Origin of the sequence: Duganella sp., assembly GCF_039595735.1 — a bacterium.
Classification (GTDB): domain Bacteria; phylum Pseudomonadota; class Gammaproteobacteria; order Burkholderiales; family Burkholderiaceae_D; genus Rugamonas.
In genome coordinates this window covers 75,924-93,086 of sequence record NZ_JBCNLB010000009.1, presented here as the reverse complement: position 1 = coordinate 93,086, position 17,163 = coordinate 75,924, and the positions used below count along the sequence as shown (strand labels likewise).

The window sequence follows — 17,163 nt, the reverse complement described above, 5'->3', positions numbered from 1 at the left end:
AATTAATCAATCAGCGCGGGATGAAAACCTCCAGCGCATATGCTCCGCCCGCAACGATACCGGTGAAAACGTTTTCAGTCAAACGCTTGCCGTCATGCCAGACCTGAATCTCGCTGACGTCGCCACGTTGTATAGACACATTGAAAGTAGCATGACGGAACTGACGCACCACCTTGATCCCATCCCAGTGCGACGGCAGCTGCGGCTTGATCACCAGGCCGTCGGCATTGCCCTTCAAGCCGCACAGGCCTTCGATAAAGCATTGGTAAGCCCACGATACCGTGCCGGTGTTGAACAGCTGGCTGGAGCGGCCGGCCGTGCGCGGATATTCGTGCCAGGCGCCGCGGTAATAGTTGGGGATGAACACCGGCAGCTGGCCGCGCTGGACGTAGTCGGCCTCGCTCGGGCCGGGCAGCATGCGGCGCAGCAACTGGTAGGCGCGGTCGCTCTCGCCAATGCTGTACAGGCTGTAGATGTAAAACACGGCAGCGTGGTTGTACACCGCGCCGTTCTCGGCCGAACCCGGGTGTTTTTGCGTCACCCGGCCGACGTCGTCGCGCATGGCGCTGAATGGCGGCGCGAACATCTGCACGCCGTATGGCGTCACCAGTTGCGCATCGACCTGGGCCAGCATCGACGCGTGCTGTTGCGGGCTGGCGGCGCCGCCCAGAATGGCCCACGCCTGCGGATTGAGCCAGATGCGGCCTTCCTGGTCCTTGCTGGTGCCGAACACCACGTCGTCATCGGTGATGCCGCGTGCAAACCACTCGCCGTCCCAGAAGTGTTCATTGGCGGCGCGGTTGACGGCGCGCGCGCCGGCGCGGAAGTGCCTGGCGCTTTCCGCCAGCGAGGAACTGGCGCCGGTGGTTTCGCAAATCTCGGCCCACAGGTTGAGCGCGTAAGCGGTGGCCACGGTCAGCCAGCCGGACACGCCGCGGCCCTTGTAGCCCACCATGTTCATCGGGTCGCACCAGTCGCCCTGGGCGATGTAGCTGAGGCCGCGTTTGTCGCGCGCCTGCAGCAGCCAGTCCATGGCGCTGCTCACGCGCTCGGAGACGGTGAGGGCGACGCCGGATTCGGCGCCGACCACGTCCTCGTTGAGGATGTCGTAGTCGCCGGTTTCGTCGAGGTAGACTTTCAGCGCCACCGGCAGCCACACGCAGTGATCGGTGTGCGGCACCTGGTTGATGTACTTGAGCTCGGCACCTTCCGCCAGCAGGATGCCGTCCGGCATGGCGCCGCTGGCTTCCTGCTGCGACAGCGCGTGCAGGAAGGCGGCGCGCATCACGCTGGGCTTGATGAAGCTCATGCCCATATTGTCCTGCAGGTAGTTGCGGGTTTGCGGGTCGGTGCTCAGGCGGTTGACGTCGCCGTGGTAGAACACCTGGCGCGGCAGCCAGTGGTTGACGAAGTTGTCAAGGTCGGCGTCCGGCGTTGCAATGCGCAGGCAGCCGGTGCCGCTGGCGATGTAGGCCGCGTATGCCTGCTGCGTGGCGGCGAAGGCCTGGGCGCTCAGGTATTTGGCGCGCACGGCCTTGATTTCGGCATCGTCAAACGCCGGGCCGAACAGGAAGCGGTAATCGCGCGCTTCGCCATCGGCCAGCGCCAGGCGGTATTGCACCACGGCGGTGGGCGTTTCGTAGCGCGCGTCGCTGTTGCCCAGTTGTTCGGCGTCGATGGCTTCCGGACGGTTCAGCGTGCCTTCGCCTTCGAAGGCCGACTGCCGCACTTCCCACGCGTCGGGCGTCTGCTCGCACAGGAAGTAGGTCTTGTCCTTGAAGTCCTTCTGCTTGAAATAGTCGGCCACCTTTTGATACGGCGTGACGCTGCTGGCCACCACGCCGCCCAGGTCGGCACGGTATTCGCCGGACTGGTTCATCCACGACATGTAGCCGATCGGGAAGTAGGGATAGACGCTCAGCTTGCGCGCGCGGCCCGAGATGTTGGTCACGCGCAGCGACCACAGTTCCACCACATCCGCCACCGGCAGGCTCAGGGTCAGTTCGACGCGCACGCCCAGGTGCTCGACGGTCCAGGCCAGATTGCTTTTGCCAACCGAGAAATTGAAGCTGCCGACCTTGGCACGCACCGGTTCGTACGGCGCCGAGAACAGCTCGCCCGTTTCCTCATCCTTGATGTAGAAGAAGCGGCCCGGGTGGTGGGCGTAGTAGTTCTGCTCCGGCTGCATGAAGGTCTTGGCTTCCAGATTCGGCGCATGCGCGTACTTGGCCGGTTCCGGCTGCATGAACTGCGCGGTGGCGTAGCCGCGGCAGGTGATCTGTATCATCATCTTCTGATTCCACAGGAAACCGGCCGCCTGCGGCATGGCCGTGGCGCTGGTCAGTTCATAGCGGTCGCCGTTGTGGGTGGGGCGTAACATAGACATCTCTCCGTCAGGATTTGCGCGCTTCCAGATCCTTCTGGATCTGCAGCAGTTTGTGGTTATCGAGGTTGTAGAAGAACATGACCGCCACCGCGAGCAGCGCGAAGACAGCGGGAATAAAGGACATCAGCCAGACGATGCCGGCCTGCGACACCGCCGTCTGCGCGGCGTTGGCAACATAGCCCAGCCTGGTGAAGATGGCGCCGATCACCGCCACCGCGACCGCGGTGCCCAGCTTTTGCGAGAAGGTGGCGGCGGCAAAGGTCATGGCGGTGGCGCGGCGGCCGGTGCGCCATTCATTGTAGTCGGCGGTGTCGGCGTACATGGAGAAGGCCAGCGGCGACTTCGGCCCCAGCGCCAGGCCCATGCCGATCTGCAGCGCGAACATCAGCCAGATCTGGTCTTTCGGCACGAAGAAGAAGGCCGAGGACAGCACGGCAGTGATGCTCATCAGGATCATCATCAGCTTCTTTTTATCGATGAAGCGCGTCATCAGCGGCGTCAGCGAGGCGCCGGCGGCGGCGGCCATCATGTAGGCCGGCACAAAGCCCGCCATCAGGTCCGGGCGTTCCACCACGTACTTGAAGTAATAGGCCGCACTGCTGGTGCGCAGCGTGATGGTGATCATGATGATCAGCGCCAGGAAGAACAGCGCCACCCACGGGCGGTTCTGCGACAGGTCGCGCACGTCCTGCCAGACATTGGTCTTCTGCTCGGCGGGCGGGGCGATGCGCTCGCGCGTGTTGAGGAAGGTCAGCACGAACAACACGGAGGCAAACACGCTCCACGCCAGCATGGTCAGCTGCCAGCCCAGCTTGTCGTTGCCGCCGCCCAGATGGTGCACCAGCCACGGCGTGGCTGCCGTCACCAGCGTGCCGCCGGCAAAGGCGAAGATGAAGCGCAGGCCGTTGACGGTGGAGCGTTCCTGCGCATCGGCCGACAGCACGCCGGACAGGGCGTTGTACGGGATGTTGATGCAGGTGTAGCACACCATCATGGCCAGGTAAGTGCCGTAGGCCCAAATGATCTTGCCATCTTCCGACAGGTCGGGCGTGGTGTAGGTAAGGAAGGCCGCGCAGGCCAGCGGCAGCGGCACCCAGATCAGGTAAGGGCGGAACTTGCCCCAGCGGGTGCTGGTGCGGTCGGCCGCGGCGCCGATCATGGGGTCGGTGAATGCGTTGATGATTTTGATCGTGAACATCATAGACGCGGCCGCTGCGGCTGAAATGCCGAAGGTGTCGGTGTAGTAAATCAGCAGGAAGGTGGCGACGTTGGTCCAATAAAAATTGAAGCCCATGTCGGCCACGCCGTAGCTGATTTTTTCGCGCCAGGTCAGTTGTTTGTTCACGTTGTTCTCATACGCTTGTAAAAGCAGGCAGCGTAACACTGCCTGAACGGAACTGGTTAAAGTTCCGGGGAGAGCTCTTTGATAGCGGTAACTATATTCTTAGAATCTGCCGCACCAGTTCGGCTGGTTGCTGGACGATGTCCAGCACGATGCCGGCTTCGTCATCTTCCAGCGGTTCCAGCGTGGCCAGTTGACTGTCCAGCAGGGTGGTGGGCATGTAGTGGTCCTTGCGCGCGGCCATGCGCCCGGCGATCAGCTCGCGCGGGCCGGCCAGGTGGGCGAAGCGCAATTCCGGATCGGCGCTGCGCAGCAGGTCGCGGTAGCGGCGTTTCAATGATGAACAGGACAGCACCAGCCCGGAGTGCTTGAGGCGGGCTTCGCGGATTTCGCGGTGCAGCGCCCACAGCCAGTCGGCGCGGTCGGCATCGGTCAGCGCCACGCCGGCCGTCATCTTGGCCACGTTTTCATAGGAATGGTAAGTGTCGCCTTCCAGGAAGGGCACTTCCAGCGCGCTGGCCAGCTGCAACCCAACCGAGCTTTTGCCGCAGCCGCTGACGCCCATGACGACCCAGCGCGCCGACTTCGTTTGTACACTTTTGAGCATATGAATGATAGCGCTAACAGATGCGACGAGTTTAGACGGATTGCGAAATTTGTAAAGCACTATCGATGGTGCGGCGCAGCAGACGGCCGCCGTGTCGATCAGGCGCTTTCGCGTGCCATCAGGGTGAAGCCCAGGTCGATCTGGCGGGTGGCCGGCTGTTCGCCCTTGATGACCGAGCGCAGCAGGGCGGCCGCCTCGTAGCCGATGCGGTAGCGCGGCGTGCCGATGGTGGTCAGGGACGGATTCATCCAGGCAGAGGCCGGCAGGTCGTTGAAGCCGCAAATCGCCAGCTGGGCCGGCACGGCAATGCCGCGCCGCTGGCACTGGTAGATGGCGCCGTGCGCCAGGTCGTCGTTGCAGCAGAAGATGGCGTCGCAATCGGGCGCCTGAGCCAGCATGCGCCCCAGCAGCTCGGCGCCCAGCGCGATGGTGGATGGCTCGGCCACCATCACCTCCAGCTTGGCGTCGGCGCGGCCGGCTTCCTGCATGGCCTTGCGGTAGCCTTCGGCGCGGCGCAGGGTACGTTCGTCCAACTGCGCGCCGATGAAGCCGATGCGCTTGTGGCCCTTGTCCAGCAGGTAGCGCGTCATGGCGTGGCCGGCCTGGAATTGCGAGAAGCCCACGGTGTACTGCTCGGGATCGGTGGACATGTCCATCATCGACACCACCGGCATGCGCAGCGTGGACAGGATTTGCTGCACGCGCGGGCTGTGGCTCAGGCCGGACAGCAGCATGCCGTCCGGATTCGACTGCAGGTAGGTGTTGATCAGTTTTTCCTCTTCCTTGTCGGAATAGCGGGTGTTGCCGATCAGGATCTGGTAATCGTCGGCGTCCAGCGCATCCTGGATGCCGGCCAGCACCTCGGTAAACACCGCGTTCGACAGCGACGGCACCAGCACGGCAATGACCTTGGATTGCGACGAGGCCAGGGCGCGGGCGGCGCGGTTGGGCACATAGCCGAGCTCGGCCACCGCGGCATCGACGCGGTCGCGCAGCGCCTGCGACACCATCTCCGGTTGGGTAATGGCGCGCGAGGCGGTCATGGTGGCCACACCAGCCCGCTCGGCCACCATGGCGAGGGTGATACGGCCGCTGGCGCGGCTCTTGCCGGCTTGAGTCTTGGTCATTGCTGCACTGTAGAGGATATTGATAGCGATATCATACGGCAGCTATGCCCAAAGGAAGAATATCTATTTGCATTCGGCCAACACTTTTTGCGTGTTTTTGCGCAATTCTTCGCGTTGCTGGTCGTTCATATAGCCGCGTTCGCCGTTTTTATCGTAGGTGCTCAGGCGCAAGCCCTGGTCGAGCGCCTGCTGGTTCTGGCGTGCGGCATTGCAATTGGCGGCCTCGTCGGCCTTGCGCTGGGCATTGGCGGCAGCCTGTTTCTCGGCTTCCGCCGCTTCGGCCTTGCGCTTGTTGAAATCGGTGTTGCGTTCGGCCAATGTGGGCGCGGGCTTGGCTGCGGGCGCGCCGGCGGCCGGTTCAGCCTCGGCGGGCGCATTAGGATTGAATAGGGGCTTGCCGGGTGCCTTCAGAATGCGTTTTTCCGGCACATTGGGCGGCGGCGGGCGGTCGGAGAACTGTTTGACGCCTTTCTCATCCAGCCACATATATTGTGCCAGCGCCAGCGGGGAGGCGGCGAGCAGCAGGACTGCCCATAGCTGATGACGGGGATTCATAAAAAGCGCTCCAGGAGACATGCAACGATTTCGCCATGATTTATGGCAACTGTCAACTGGAGCGCTGCAACTGCTTACGACTGCTTCTTGCGACGTGCCGCCAGACCCAGCAGGCCCAGGCCGCCCAGCAGCATGCCGTAGGTGGCAGGCTCAGGTACGGCGGTGACGGTGATGGCACCTTGGTACTGCGCCAGCGACGAAGTGGCTTCGTCACCCGACAGCACCAGGGTGAACGGCGAATTGCCGTTGATGGTGAGGCCGCCAATGCTGAAATAGCCGGTTGGGCCGCCGATAACCAGGGCGGTGCCCAGGTTGTTGTTCAGCGTGACCGTGTCGATATTCAGGAAGTTGCCCTGATACGAGACAGTAACATTGTACTGGCCGCTTGCCAGACCGTCGAAGGTCAGGGTGTCCGAGCCGCCTTCCAGCAGCGTCGGCGTACCGAAGAATTGCGTCGTCCCCAGGCCGATATTGATCCATTGATCGGCAGCGCTGGCGGAGAAGGCAGCGCCAGCGAGTACAGCAGCAGCGAGTAGTTTCAGTTTCATCGTAGAACCCCTATACATAGCGTTATAGTGACCGGCAGATGCAGCTACCGGGCTGTTGGTTGCACCTTAAAAAAGGCAAGTAAAGATATCAATATTTTTAGATTAGCGTTAAAACAACACCAATTCCGCGCAGCAAAATTTAACAATTGCTGTAACTAAATGCCAGGGACGAAAAAAAAAGCCCCGAAGGGCTTTTGTCGGGGCAATTCAAGAGCGTCGCTGGCGGCGTGCGGCAATCAGCAGCAGACCTAAGCCGCCCAGCAGCATTGCGTAGCTGCCTGGTTCCGGCACTGGGGCCGCAAAACCGATATCGATGTCGTCCAGAATAACGACCGGGGCGCCACGGCTGGTGATGTAGATCGTATCAATGCCGGCAAAGTTGAATGTTTCCAGGTGGTAGTCCGCGTTAGCGCTGAAGGTCTTGGATGCCACCACATTGTTGTCTTTAAATGCTCTCACGGTGATTTCCGACTCTTCGGTGGTGACGCCAGCGCGTACCCAGAAGCTGTTCAGGGTGATGTTTTTGCCCGAGATCTCAATCGGCGTAGCGTAGCCGTCGCCCCAGGCATAGTTGCTGCCGGAATGCGCGCCCCAGCCGGTGTAGCTGGTTGCCGTCAAAGTCGGGATGTTGTAGCGGCCGCCGGTGAACGTCAAACCGTACTGGTTGGTCAGGTTCACGCCTTGAAACGAGCCAGGTGTCGAAAAAGTGATGTCCTCAAAGTCAATGACTTTCGCATTTGCGGCAGCCGAGGCGAGCAGGATCGAGAGGCCCACGGCAGCAGCGCTGAGGTATTTTTTCATCATAAGTGTTTTCCTATAAAAGTTGTCACATAGAATTGAAAAATATACCATATTTTCATTTTTAGTTGTGTTTTTAAAATGCCTTCTTGTAAATGGCGTTGGTGCCGGGGCGGTTGCAGACAAACAATGGCGTTTCCTGTATAATGCCGCTTTGCGCCTATAGGAAATGCTATGCGTCTACTCCAAAAAGCACTCACATTCGATGACGTGCTGCTCGTCCCAGCGTACTCCAACGTTCTTCCTGCGGATACGTCCCTCAAAACCCGTCTGACTCGCAATATCAGCCTGAACATCCCGCTGCTGTCGGCAGCAATGGACACGGTCACCGAGGCCCGCCTGGCGATCGCCATGGCGCAAGAGGGCGGTATTGGCATCATTCACAAAAACCTGAATCCGAAAGATCAGGCGCGTGAAGTGGCGCGCGTCAAGCGCTTTGAGGCCGGCGTGCTGCGTGACCCGATCACGATTCCGCCGACCATGAAAATCCGCGACGTCATCAAGCTGACCGAGCAATATGGCATTTCCGGTTTCCCTGTCGTGGAAGGCAAGGAAGTGGTCGGCATCATCACCAACCGCGACCTGCGTTTCGAGCAAGAGCTGGACGCCGAGGTCCGCGTTAAGATGACCCCGCGCGAAAAGCTGGTGTACGTCAAGGAAGACGCCGACACCACCGAAGCCAAGCGCCTGATGAACAAGCACCGCCTGGAGCGCGTGCTGGTGGTCAACGACGCGTTTGAGCTGCGCGGCCTGATCACCGTCAAGGACATCCAGAAATCCACCGAGCACCCGCTGGCGTCGAAAGACTCGCAAGGCAAGCTGCTGGTCGGCGCCGCCGTTGGCGTCGGCGCCAAGGATGAAGAGCGGATCGACCTGCTGGTCGCCGCCGGCGTTGACGTGCTGGTGGTGGACACCGCCCACGGCCACTCGCAAGGCATCCTGGACCGCGTGAAATGGATCAAGACCAAGTACCCGCAAGTGGACGTCATCGGCGGCAACATCGCCACCGCAGCCGCCGCGAAAGCGCTGGTCGAATACGGCGCCGACGCGGTCAAGGTCGGCATCGGCCCTGGCTCGATCTGCACCACCCGCATCGTGGCGGGCGTGGGCGTGCCGCAAATCACCGCCATCTCCAACGTGGCCGAAGCATTGGAAGGCACCGGCGTGCCATGCATCGCTGACGGCGGCATCCGCTTCTCGGGCGATATCTCGAAAGCGCTGGCAGCCGGCGCCTCGACCGTGATGATGGGTTCGATGTTTGCCGGTACCGAAGAAGCGCCAGGCGAAGTGATCCTGTACCAGGGCCGTTCGTACAAATCCTACCGCGGCATGGGCTCGCTGGGCGCGATGTCGGACGGCTCGGCCGACCGCTACTTCCAGGACGCCGCCATGAAGCAGGACAAGTTCGTCCCTGAGGGCATTGAAGGCCGCGTGGCCTACAAAGGCTCGGTGCTGGCGATCATCTTCCAGCTGGTGGGCGGTGTGCGCCAGTCGATGGGTTACTGCGGCTGCGCCACCATCGAAGAACTGCGCAACAAGGCGGAGTTCGTCGAGATCACCTCGGCCGGCATGCGTGAATCGCACGTGCACGATGTGCAGATCACCAAGGAAGCGCCGAACTACCGTTCCGGCGACTAAGACCTTGCAAACGCCGGCGGCCCGCCGGCGTTTTTCTATATTCAAACTTGTTCAAACTCCATGCACTCTAAAATCCTCATTCTCGATTTCGGCTCCCAGGTTACCCAGCTGATCGCGCGCCGCGTGCGCGACTCCGGCGTGTTCTCGGAAGTGTATCCGTATGACGTCAGCGACGAATTCGTGCGCAACTATGGCGCCGCCGGCGTGATCCTGTCGGGCAGCCACAGCTCGACGCTGGAAGGCGATGCGCCGCGCGCGCCGGACGCCGTGTTTGAACTGGGCGTGCCAGTGCTGGGCATCTGCTACGGCATGCAAACCATGGCCGCGCAGCTGGGCGGTAAGGTGGAAAACGGCAAGGTGCGCGAATTCGGCTACGCTGAAGTGCGTGCCCGCAACCACACCAAGCTGCTGGACGGCATCGTCGACTTCGTGACCGACGAAGGCCACGGCATGCAGAAGGTCTGGATGAGTCACGGCGACAAGGTGCTGGACATGCCGCCGGGCTTCGTGCTGATGGGCGACACCCCGTCGTGCCCGATCGCCGCCATGGCCAACGAAGAGAAGAAATTCTACGGCGTGCAGTGGCACCCGGAAGTGACCCACACCGTGCAGGGCAAGGTCATGCTGAGCCGCTTCGTGCACGAGATCTGCGGCTGCAAGTCGGACTGGAACATGCCGGACTACATCTCGGAAGCGGTCGAGAAAATCCGCGCGCAAGTGGGCACGGATGAAGTCATCCTCGGCCTGTCGGGCGGCGTCGATTCATCGGTGGCGGCAGCGCTGATCCACCGCGCGATCGGCGACCAGCTGACCTGCGTGTTCGTCGACCACGGCCTGCTGCGCCTGAACGAAGGCAAGATGGTGATGGACATGTTCGCCAGGAACCTGGGCGTGAAAGTGATCCGCATCGACGCCGAAGACCAGTTCATGGGCCACCTGGCCGGCGTCACCGATCCTGAGCAGAAGCGCAAGATCATCGGCCGCGAGTTCGTGGAAGTGTTCGATCGCGAATCGGGCAAGCTGGTCAACGCCAAATGGCTGGCGCAGGGCACCATCTATCCGGACGTGATCGAGTCGGCCGGCAAGGGCAAGAAAGGCCAGACCATCAAGTCGCACCACAACGTCGGCGGCCTGCCGGAGCACATGAAGCTGCAGCTGCTGGAGCCGCTGCGCGAACTGTTCAAGGACGAAGTGCGCAAGCTGGGTGTGGCGCTGGGCCTGCCGCATGACATGGTCTACCGCCATCCATTCCCGGGTCCGGGCCTGGGCGTGCGCATCCTGGGCGAAGTGAAGAAGGAATACGCCGACCTGCTGCGCCAGGCCGACGCCATCTTCATCGAAGAACTGCGCAACACGCCGTACGAGGCGACCGTGGTGCCGGGCTTCGATCAGGACGCCGTGCCGCAGAACTGGTACGAGGCGACCTCGCAAGCGTTTGCCGTGTTCCTGCCGGTGAAATCGGTGGGCGTGATGGGCGACGGCCGCACCTACGAATACGTGGTGGCGCTGCGCGCGGTGCAGACGCAAGACTTCATGACCGCGCACTGGGCGCACCTGCCGCACGCGCTGCTGGGCAAAGTGTCGAACCGCATCATCAACGAAGTGCGCGGCATCAACCGCGTGGTGTACGACATCAGCGGCAAGCCACCTGCGACTATCGAGTGGGAATGATTTGATGTCTAGCAGCTGCTGGCACTAACAGTGCAGTAAAGCACAGCTAAGCCCGTGATTTCACGGGATTTTTTGTTATTTTGGCTTGCACTATCTGGCAACGATTAGCACGGGTAAGCAATGTTTTTTCATGGCATTCTTAATGGTATGATCTCGTGACGATGCCATGATCGGCGGTCGAGACCATGTGAAGATCGATGCCACCTTTGGGAGATTCAGGATCGAATTTCCAGGCCATGAAAGAAGGGGAGCGCTAGCTCCCCTTCTTTTCAATAGTGGTGGCGGCACGAAATGATGATTAATTCCTCATCATGCACTTCGTAGACTAGACGGTTGGTTTCGTCAATTCTCCTCGACCAGCAGCCACTAAGACTGTGTTTCAATGCCTCAGGTTTACCAACACCAACAAAAGGATTTCTGAGTGTGGCTTGGATCAGATCGTTAATGCGTTTAAGCGTTTTCCTATCTTGCGTTTGCCAGTAGAAGTAGCTTTCCCAAGCCTCATCCGTGAACTTCAAGTTGCGCATGTTGCGGTCCCTCTGCGTCGGAAATGTTGATTAATTCCCGATGTTTCGCTTGGTCAGAACGCGCCTGAGCGATGGATTTGGCAAGGTGAGCCGCATTAGTTGGAGAACTCAGCAGATGCACAGTTTCCATGAGGCTGCTGTAATGATCGAAGGACATGACTACTGCATCTGGCGCGTCTCTACGCGAGATAATGGTTACGTCAGCATCCTCAACCACCTGGTCGATAACAGCTCGAAGGTTGTTGCGAGCATCGGAAAAGTTGATGATTCTCATTTGTTACTCCGTTCATTCAATACTTATCAGTGTCAGTCGTCGTCGTCAGTGTCGGTCGTCGTGGTCGGTGTCAGCAGTAGTCGCCAGTATCAGTAATAGTCGTCAGTATCAGCGAGAAATTCGAACGGCAATAACATGTACGATAAGTCGTACATGTGCAAATATATCGCAAATTTTGTGGATGGCAAGCTTATGGTTGGCGATGAGCGAAGGGCGAGGTGAGTCAAGCTTGTCGAAGCCAAGATAATAAAGCTAGTTACGCTATTTCTGTGGGCAAACCGGCAATGCGGAGCTGCAGAAAGATCCAAAGGCCCAGCACTTCCTTGCGGCCATCGGCGCGGATACCCAGCGCCAGATACACCGCTTTGTTTTTGACTGTGCCTTCGTCGCCAATCTTCAGGCGTAGCGCGTCAAAGCAGACGATGGGGTACATCGCTTCCAGCGCACGCTGCTGCCATTGGGTGACTTCCTCGATCACCTCGTCGGTGATGGTCGAGATTCAACATCGGCAACGCTTCGGTGCCTGGGGCTGGTGCCATTTCGGTGATTCTTGCTGGCTTCCTCTTCGTTCGCCAGGTGATGCGTCAATTCGGCCGCCAGCATGGGCTCGGCCAGCATCTTCTTGAGCTGGCCAGCAAGATTTCATGACCCCGTTTCACACAGAAATTCTTACAGGCTCCATGACCGCGTGAGTCCCGATGAAGGAGGCATCGAACTTAGCCAGCCTGCCAGCCGCCGCCGAGGGCCTTGTAGAGCGATACCGTGGCTTGCAGGCGTTTGAGTTTGAGTATCCCCAGCTCGTTTTGCACGTCGGACAGGCTGCGTTGGGTATCGAGCACGGTCATCAGGTCTTCCGCCCCCGCCTTGTAGCGGATCTCGGACAGGTTGAACGCAAGACGCGACTGTTCCAGTTCCACCTCTTTCAAGCGGCGCTGCTCGTCCAGGCTGTTGATCTGGCCCAGCACGGTGTCCACTTCCGCCAGCGCCGCCAGCACGGTTGAGCGGTAGGTCTGCACCAGTTCCTGTTTCTGTTCAATGGCAAGGTCGCGCTCGGTCCGCAGGCGGCCGCCATCGAATATCGGCGCCACCAGCGAGGCGCCGATGTTGGCGAACAGGTTTTGGGCGTTGAGCAGCGACAGCAAGGCGCTGCTTTGCGTCCCGGTCGAGCCGGTCAGCCGTATGCTCGGAAACAGGGCCGCGCGTGCCGCTTCGACGTTCGCGCTGGCTGCCGCCAGGGTTGCTTCCGAACGGCGAATATCGGGGCGCCGCGACAGTAGCTCGGATGGCATGCCTGGCGTCACCTCGGGCAAGTGGATCGTGTCGAGTCCGCTATCGCTGATCTTGAAGGTTTGCGGCGGCCGGCCGAGCAGGATGGCCAGCGCCGACTGCGCCTCGCGCTCCTGTTGCAGCAAGGCGGGGATGGCGGCACGCTGGCTGGCGACCGCGGAGCGCTGGCGCGCCAGGTCGACCGAGGTGGCGGCGCCGACGCTGCTCTGGGCCTCGACCAGCGACAACACGTGCTCTGCGGTTTTGGCGTTTTCGCGCGCCACCTCAAGGCGGTCGTGCAGGGATAACAATTGCAGGTAGGTCGACACAATGCCGCTGGTCACGGTGAGGGCCACGGTCTGACGGTCGTAGAAATTGGCCCTGAGCGAGGCCTCGGCGGCAGCGGCGCTGGCCGCATTCTTGCCCCAAAAATCGAGTTCGTAAGACACCTGCAGCACGCCACTGGTTGAAATATTGGCGTTGCGGTTGCCGCCGAGCGGCAGATCACGGCTGGCGCCAGCGGAAGCATCGACCGAGGGCAGCAGCGAGACGCCGGCAATCCGCGCTTGCGCCGCGGCCTGGCGTACCCGCGACAGCGCGGCGGCCAGTTCCAGGTTGCTGTCCTGGCCCTCGCGCACCAGCTGGCTCAGCTCGTCGCTGCCGAAGCGTTGCCACCAGTGGGCGTCCGGCCATTCCTGGGCACCCGTTTTCCCCGCCTGCGACCACGCGGCCGGCAATTCGACTGCCGGCGCCGATTCCGCCACAGGCCGGACGTGGGTGCATCCGGCCAGCAAGGCGCCGGCGACACACAGCGCCAGCATGCTTGTATGCGGCGTTCCCGACGGTCTCAACACACGCAGGCTCATGGCATGCCCGCCGGCACTGCAGGTTTGGGTTGCGGCGCCAGCGCCGGCGCGGGACCGGCCAGCACTTGCTCGCCCGCTGCCAGTCCGGACAGCACCTGTACCTGTTGTGCAGTGCGCACGCCGATTTTCAGCTTGCGCGCCACGATGCGCTGGTCGCGGTTCACCACCTGGACCTGGTACATCCCAGCCGCGTCGCGCGGACCCAGCAAATCGACCGGCAGCAGCACGGCATCCTTGACCTGCGCGACGATGAACTGCACCTGCGCGGTCATGCCGCTCATGAGCTCCTGTTCCGGATTGTCGACCTCGAACAAGACGTTGTAAAAAGTTTGCTTGCCTTGCTCGCCGCTGCCCTCGGCAGGGACGGGAATCACCTGGCGCAGTTTGCCCGACCAGGTGCGGCCCGGATAGCCGGGCGTGTGGAAGTTGGCGGTCATGCCGCGCTTCAGGCGCGTGACATCCACCTCCGCCACGCGGGCCTGGACCGTCATTTGCGACAGGTCAGCAATGCGCATCAAAGGCCCGCCCGCCTGGCCGACGCTTACCGTTTGTCCGGCACGCGCGTTCAGCGCCACGACGGTGCCTGACAGCGGCGCCAGCAGCTGCTTTGGCCGGCTGCTTTCCTCATCGAGTTTCAGCGTCGCCTCCATCTGCTGGATCTGCGCGTTGATCGAATCGAGGCGGGCGCGGGCGGAGGACAAATTCATGCGGCTTGATTCATAGCTTTCTTCTCGGGTGGCATTTTGTGCCTTGAGCTGGGTCTGGCGTTTGAACTGCAACTCGGCAAAGTCGGTCTGGGCCTGCTGGTCTGCCAGTTCTGCCCGCAGCCGCGCCATTTGAGCACGGTTGCTTTCCGCCTGGTTGGCGCGGACCGGGGGCGAGATTTCGAGCAACAGTTGGCCTTCCCGCACGGCGTCCCCGACCGCAAAGGGCACTTCCTTTATCTGGCCGGCGACTTGGGCATTCACATCGGCAAAACGGTGGAATTGCAATTTGCCGACGGCGTCCACGGTTTGCTGCAGGTCGCCGCGCTGCACCGTCAACGTATCGAGCTTGACCTCCGAGGCCGGGGCCGGCGCCTCCGCCGAGCCGGGTGCCTGGGCGGCGGAAATATTGGCAGTGAGCGCGAGCACGAGCGCTGCCATCGCGTAGCGGAAAGGGCGCCGGGCGCCGTATTTTTCGTGGTTCATCAGTTTTGCATCGTTAAAAACAGCGCTCATTTTAGCGCTTGGCGCCAGACTTTCAGCAATTAGTCACAAACCGCTCGGGTCCGCCGTCTTACAGCGCATAATTCCACTGAAAGACACGCAGCATGACCACAGCACCGATCTCGCGCGATCATTCCGGCCACACCGGCCGCACCCGAAGCCCGGCGCGCCGACGAGGAGATGGCCCGGGTACTCGGAACCACGCCTGTCCGCATGACCCTGGACCATTCCGGCGCCGGCATCGCCCACTGGAAACATGATCCCTTGCATGATCTCGTCGGCCCCATGACCCACCACGTCATCATGGCTTACAGCGGCATCGTGCAGCGCATGCAACGGCGCACGGGAACAGCGACGGCGATTGGAACCTTGCGACCCGGCGTGGTGATCACCATCCCGGAAGGCTCCAGCTCGCGCTGGGATATCCCGAAACCTGTCGATGTCGTCCAACTCTATCTGCCTCAGGCATCGCTCGCGCGTATCGCTGCTGAGGCCGGGATTGCCGCACCGGTCGAATTGCTGGCGCGCACGGCACACCCCGATCCCATCACAGCCCGCCTGCTCTTGAGCGCGGCCGATTTTGTTGAGGGCAATGAGGCACTGGATACGCTGTTCAGGCAGCAATTGATGGATCTGCTGGCCACGCGCCTGCTGGCCGCGCACATCGGCGCACCGGCTGCGGTGCAGCCGGTCAGGGGCGGGCTGGCGCCGAAGACCCTGCAGCGCGCGATCGAACGCCTGCGCTCGGACAGCGACGCCGACCTGTCGCTGGCGGCGCTGGCGGCGGAAGCTGGCTTGTCGCGGTTTCATTTCTGCCGGGCCTTCAAGGAAAGCACCGGGCTGGCGCCGCGTGCCTGGCTGCGCCAGTACCGGCTTGAGCAAGCCATGACCATGCTGCGCGACACCGACGCCTCCGTCATGGCGGTGGCGGCGGCGCTGGGTTATGGCTCCCAGACCGCTTTCGCCGCCGGATTCCGCAAGCTTACCGGCGAAACCCCGAGCGATTGGCGGCGGCGCGCGCGTTAGCAGCAATCGCGCTGCAATCACATCAATCGCGCTGGAACGCTCACCGGCGCGGCTGGCTACAGTATGGCTGTTTCCACAACAGAAGGAGTAACTCACATGCGACTCGTCATCATAGGCGCCGGCTTCGCCGGCATGTACGCCGCGCTTTCCGCAGCCCGTCTGCGCGACATCCAGGGCGTGTCACCGGAACAGCTGGAGATCGCGCTGGTGGCGCCACAACCGACGCTGGTGGTGCGGCCGCGGCTCTACGAACCGCATCCTGAAACCCTCACGGCACCGCTGCTGGAGCTGTTCCATGCGATCGATGTCGTGTATGTGCAAGGCAGCGCCGAGGCGGTCGACGCCAGCGCGCGCACGGTGGGCATCGCGGCTGCTGACGGCGTGCGCAAGCCGCTCTCCTACGACCGCCTGGTGCTGGCCTCCGGCAGCCGGCTGTTCCGTCCGAATATCCCCGGCCTTGCCGCGCACGGCTTCAGCGTCGATTCGCTCGACGACGCGGTCGCCCTCGACCGGCACCTGCATGGCCTGGCCGGGCGGCCAGCCACGGACGGGCGCAACACGGTGGTGGTGGTGGGCGGCGGTTTCACCGGCATCGAGGCGGCGACGGAAATGCCGGCGCGGCTGCGTGCGATTCTCGGCAACGATGCCGGGACCCGCGTCATCATCGTCGACCGCAACAACGTGATCGCGCCCGACATGGGCCTGGATTCCCGCCCCGTCATTGAGGACGCGCTGCGCCAGCTCGGCGTGGAGACCCGCCTTGGCGTCGGCGTGGCCTCGCTCGACGAGTCTGGCATCACCTTGTCCAGCGGCGAGTTGATCGGGACCGAGACCGTCATATGGGCGGCGGGCATCCGCGCCGCGCCGCTGACCGAACAGATCTCCGCCGAGCGCGACAATTCTGGCCGGCTGCTGGTCGATCGCGAGCTGCGCGTGCCGGCCGTTCAGGGCGTGTTTGCCACCGGCGACGCCGCCCGCGCCGCCTGCGATGACGACGGCAACTACGCCTTGATGTCCTGCCAGCACGCCACCCGGATGGGCGCGTTTGCCGGTCACAACGCCGCGGCTGAACTGCTTGACCTGCCGACCCGGCCCTACCACCAGAAGGCTTACGTCACCTGCCTGGACCTTGGCGAAGCCGGCGCGCTGTTCACGCGCGGCTGGGAACGCAAGGTGGAGATGGTCGGTGAGGTCGCCAAGAAAACCAAGCACGAGATCAATACCGTCTGGATTTATCCGCCGAAGGCCGAACGCGCCGCCGCGCTGGCGTCGGCCGATCCGGAACGGGTCACCGATCTCTGAACCTGTCACCGCAACCTGCAAC

Annotated in this window: 15 protein-coding genes and 1 pseudogene; 4 read left to right on the top strand and 12 right to left on the bottom strand. The window is 62.0% G+C overall.

Annotated elements, in window-relative coordinates; genetic code table 11:
• Window positions 1-10: 10 nt before the first annotated feature.
• From ABDW57_RS16725 to ABDW57_RS16695, 7 genes are all read right to left on the bottom strand, one after another.
• Entirely contained in the window at window positions 11-2,380 is a 2,370-nt protein-coding gene (locus ABDW57_RS16725) for an NdvB protein (protein ID WP_343731308.1), read from the bottom strand.
• A gap of 13 nt (window positions 2,381-2,393) precedes the next feature.
• The gene (locus ABDW57_RS16720; protein WP_343731307.1) at window positions 2,394-3,731 is read right to left on the bottom strand and encodes an MFS transporter; all 1,338 of its coding nucleotides are present in this window, start codon (window positions 3,729-3,731) and stop codon (window positions 2,394-2,396) included.
• A 91-nt stretch (window positions 3,732-3,822) separates the two neighbouring features.
• Complete coding sequence (locus tag ABDW57_RS16715; RefSeq protein ID WP_343731306.1) at window positions 3,823-4,335, bottom strand: gluconokinase; 513 nt, start codon at window positions 4,333-4,335, stop codon at window positions 3,823-3,825.
• A gap of 98 nt (window positions 4,336-4,433) precedes the next feature.
• A complete protein-coding gene (locus ABDW57_RS16710; protein ID WP_343731305.1) occupies window positions 4,434-5,462 on the bottom strand; it encodes a LacI family DNA-binding transcriptional regulator in 1,029 nt (342 codons plus the stop codon).
• A 63-nt stretch (window positions 5,463-5,525) separates the two neighbouring features.
• On the bottom strand, window positions 5,526-6,017 hold the full coding sequence (locus ABDW57_RS16705) for a DUF4124 domain-containing protein (RefSeq protein ID WP_343731304.1): 492 nt from the start codon (window positions 6,015-6,017) through the stop codon (window positions 5,526-5,528).
• Window positions 6,018-6,091: 74 nt separating this feature from the next.
• Window positions 6,092-6,565, bottom strand: a complete 474-nt coding sequence (locus ABDW57_RS16700; RefSeq protein WP_343731303.1) for an FxDxF family PEP-CTERM protein — start codon at window positions 6,563-6,565, stop codon at window positions 6,092-6,094.
• A gap of 207 nt (window positions 6,566-6,772) precedes the next feature.
• Window positions 6,773-7,369: a PEP-CTERM sorting domain-containing protein gene (locus ABDW57_RS16695; protein ID WP_343731302.1), complete on the bottom strand. Its 597-nt coding sequence runs from the start codon at window positions 7,367-7,369 to the stop codon at window positions 6,773-6,775.
• Window positions 7,370-7,537: 168 nt separating this feature from the next.
• Between ABDW57_RS16695 and guaB the strand changes: the two genes are divergently transcribed.
• Together guaB and guaA are read left to right on the top strand one after the other, a co-directional pair.
• Window positions 7,538-9,001: an IMP dehydrogenase gene (gene guaB / locus ABDW57_RS16690; RefSeq protein ID WP_343731301.1), complete on the top strand. Its 1,464-nt coding sequence runs from the start codon at window positions 7,538-7,540 to the stop codon at window positions 8,999-9,001.
• Between the two features lie 60 nt (window positions 9,002-9,061).
• Window positions 9,062-10,672, top strand: coding sequence for a glutamine-hydrolyzing GMP synthase (guaA, locus tag ABDW57_RS16685; RefSeq protein ID WP_343731300.1), 1,611 nt, complete (start codon window positions 9,062-9,064; stop codon window positions 10,670-10,672).
• 269 nt (window positions 10,673-10,941) lie between these two features.
• Here the strand turns inward: guaA and ABDW57_RS16680 are convergent, their stop codons facing one another.
• From ABDW57_RS16680 to ABDW57_RS16660, 5 genes and pseudogenes are all read right to left on the bottom strand, one after another.
• Window positions 10,942-11,199, bottom strand: a complete 258-nt coding sequence (locus ABDW57_RS16680; protein ID WP_343731299.1) for a Txe/YoeB family addiction module toxin — start codon at window positions 11,197-11,199, stop codon at window positions 10,942-10,944.
• Entirely contained in the window at window positions 11,174-11,473 is a 300-nt protein-coding gene (locus ABDW57_RS16675; RefSeq protein WP_343731298.1) for a type II toxin-antitoxin system prevent-host-death family antitoxin, read from the bottom strand. Before ABDW57_RS16675 ends, ABDW57_RS16680 begins: the two co-directional genes overlap by 26 nt.
• A gap of 301 nt (window positions 11,474-11,774) precedes the next feature.
• Window positions 11,775-11,972, bottom strand: a pseudogene (locus ABDW57_RS16670) (transposase); the annotation flags it as partial.
• Between the two features lie 217 nt (window positions 11,973-12,189).
• Window positions 12,190-13,560, bottom strand: a complete 1,371-nt coding sequence (locus ABDW57_RS16665; RefSeq protein WP_343731297.1) for an efflux transporter outer membrane subunit — start codon at window positions 13,558-13,560, stop codon at window positions 12,190-12,192.
• 41 nt (window positions 13,561-13,601) lie between these two features.
• On the bottom strand, window positions 13,602-14,795 hold the full coding sequence (locus ABDW57_RS16660; RefSeq protein WP_343731296.1) for an efflux RND transporter periplasmic adaptor subunit: 1,194 nt from the start codon (window positions 14,793-14,795) through the stop codon (window positions 13,602-13,604).
• Window positions 14,796-15,026: 231 nt separating this feature from the next.
• Between ABDW57_RS16660 and ABDW57_RS16655 the strand changes: the two genes are divergently transcribed.
• On the top strand, window positions 15,027-15,839 hold the full coding sequence (locus ABDW57_RS16655; RefSeq protein WP_343731295.1) for an AraC family transcriptional regulator: 813 nt from the start codon (window positions 15,027-15,029) through the stop codon (window positions 15,837-15,839).
• 96 nt (window positions 15,840-15,935) lie between these two features.
• Entirely contained in the window at window positions 15,936-17,141 is a 1,206-nt protein-coding gene (locus ABDW57_RS16650) for an FAD-dependent oxidoreductase (RefSeq protein ID WP_343731294.1), read from the top strand.
• Window positions 17,142-17,163: the final 22 nt, after the last annotated feature.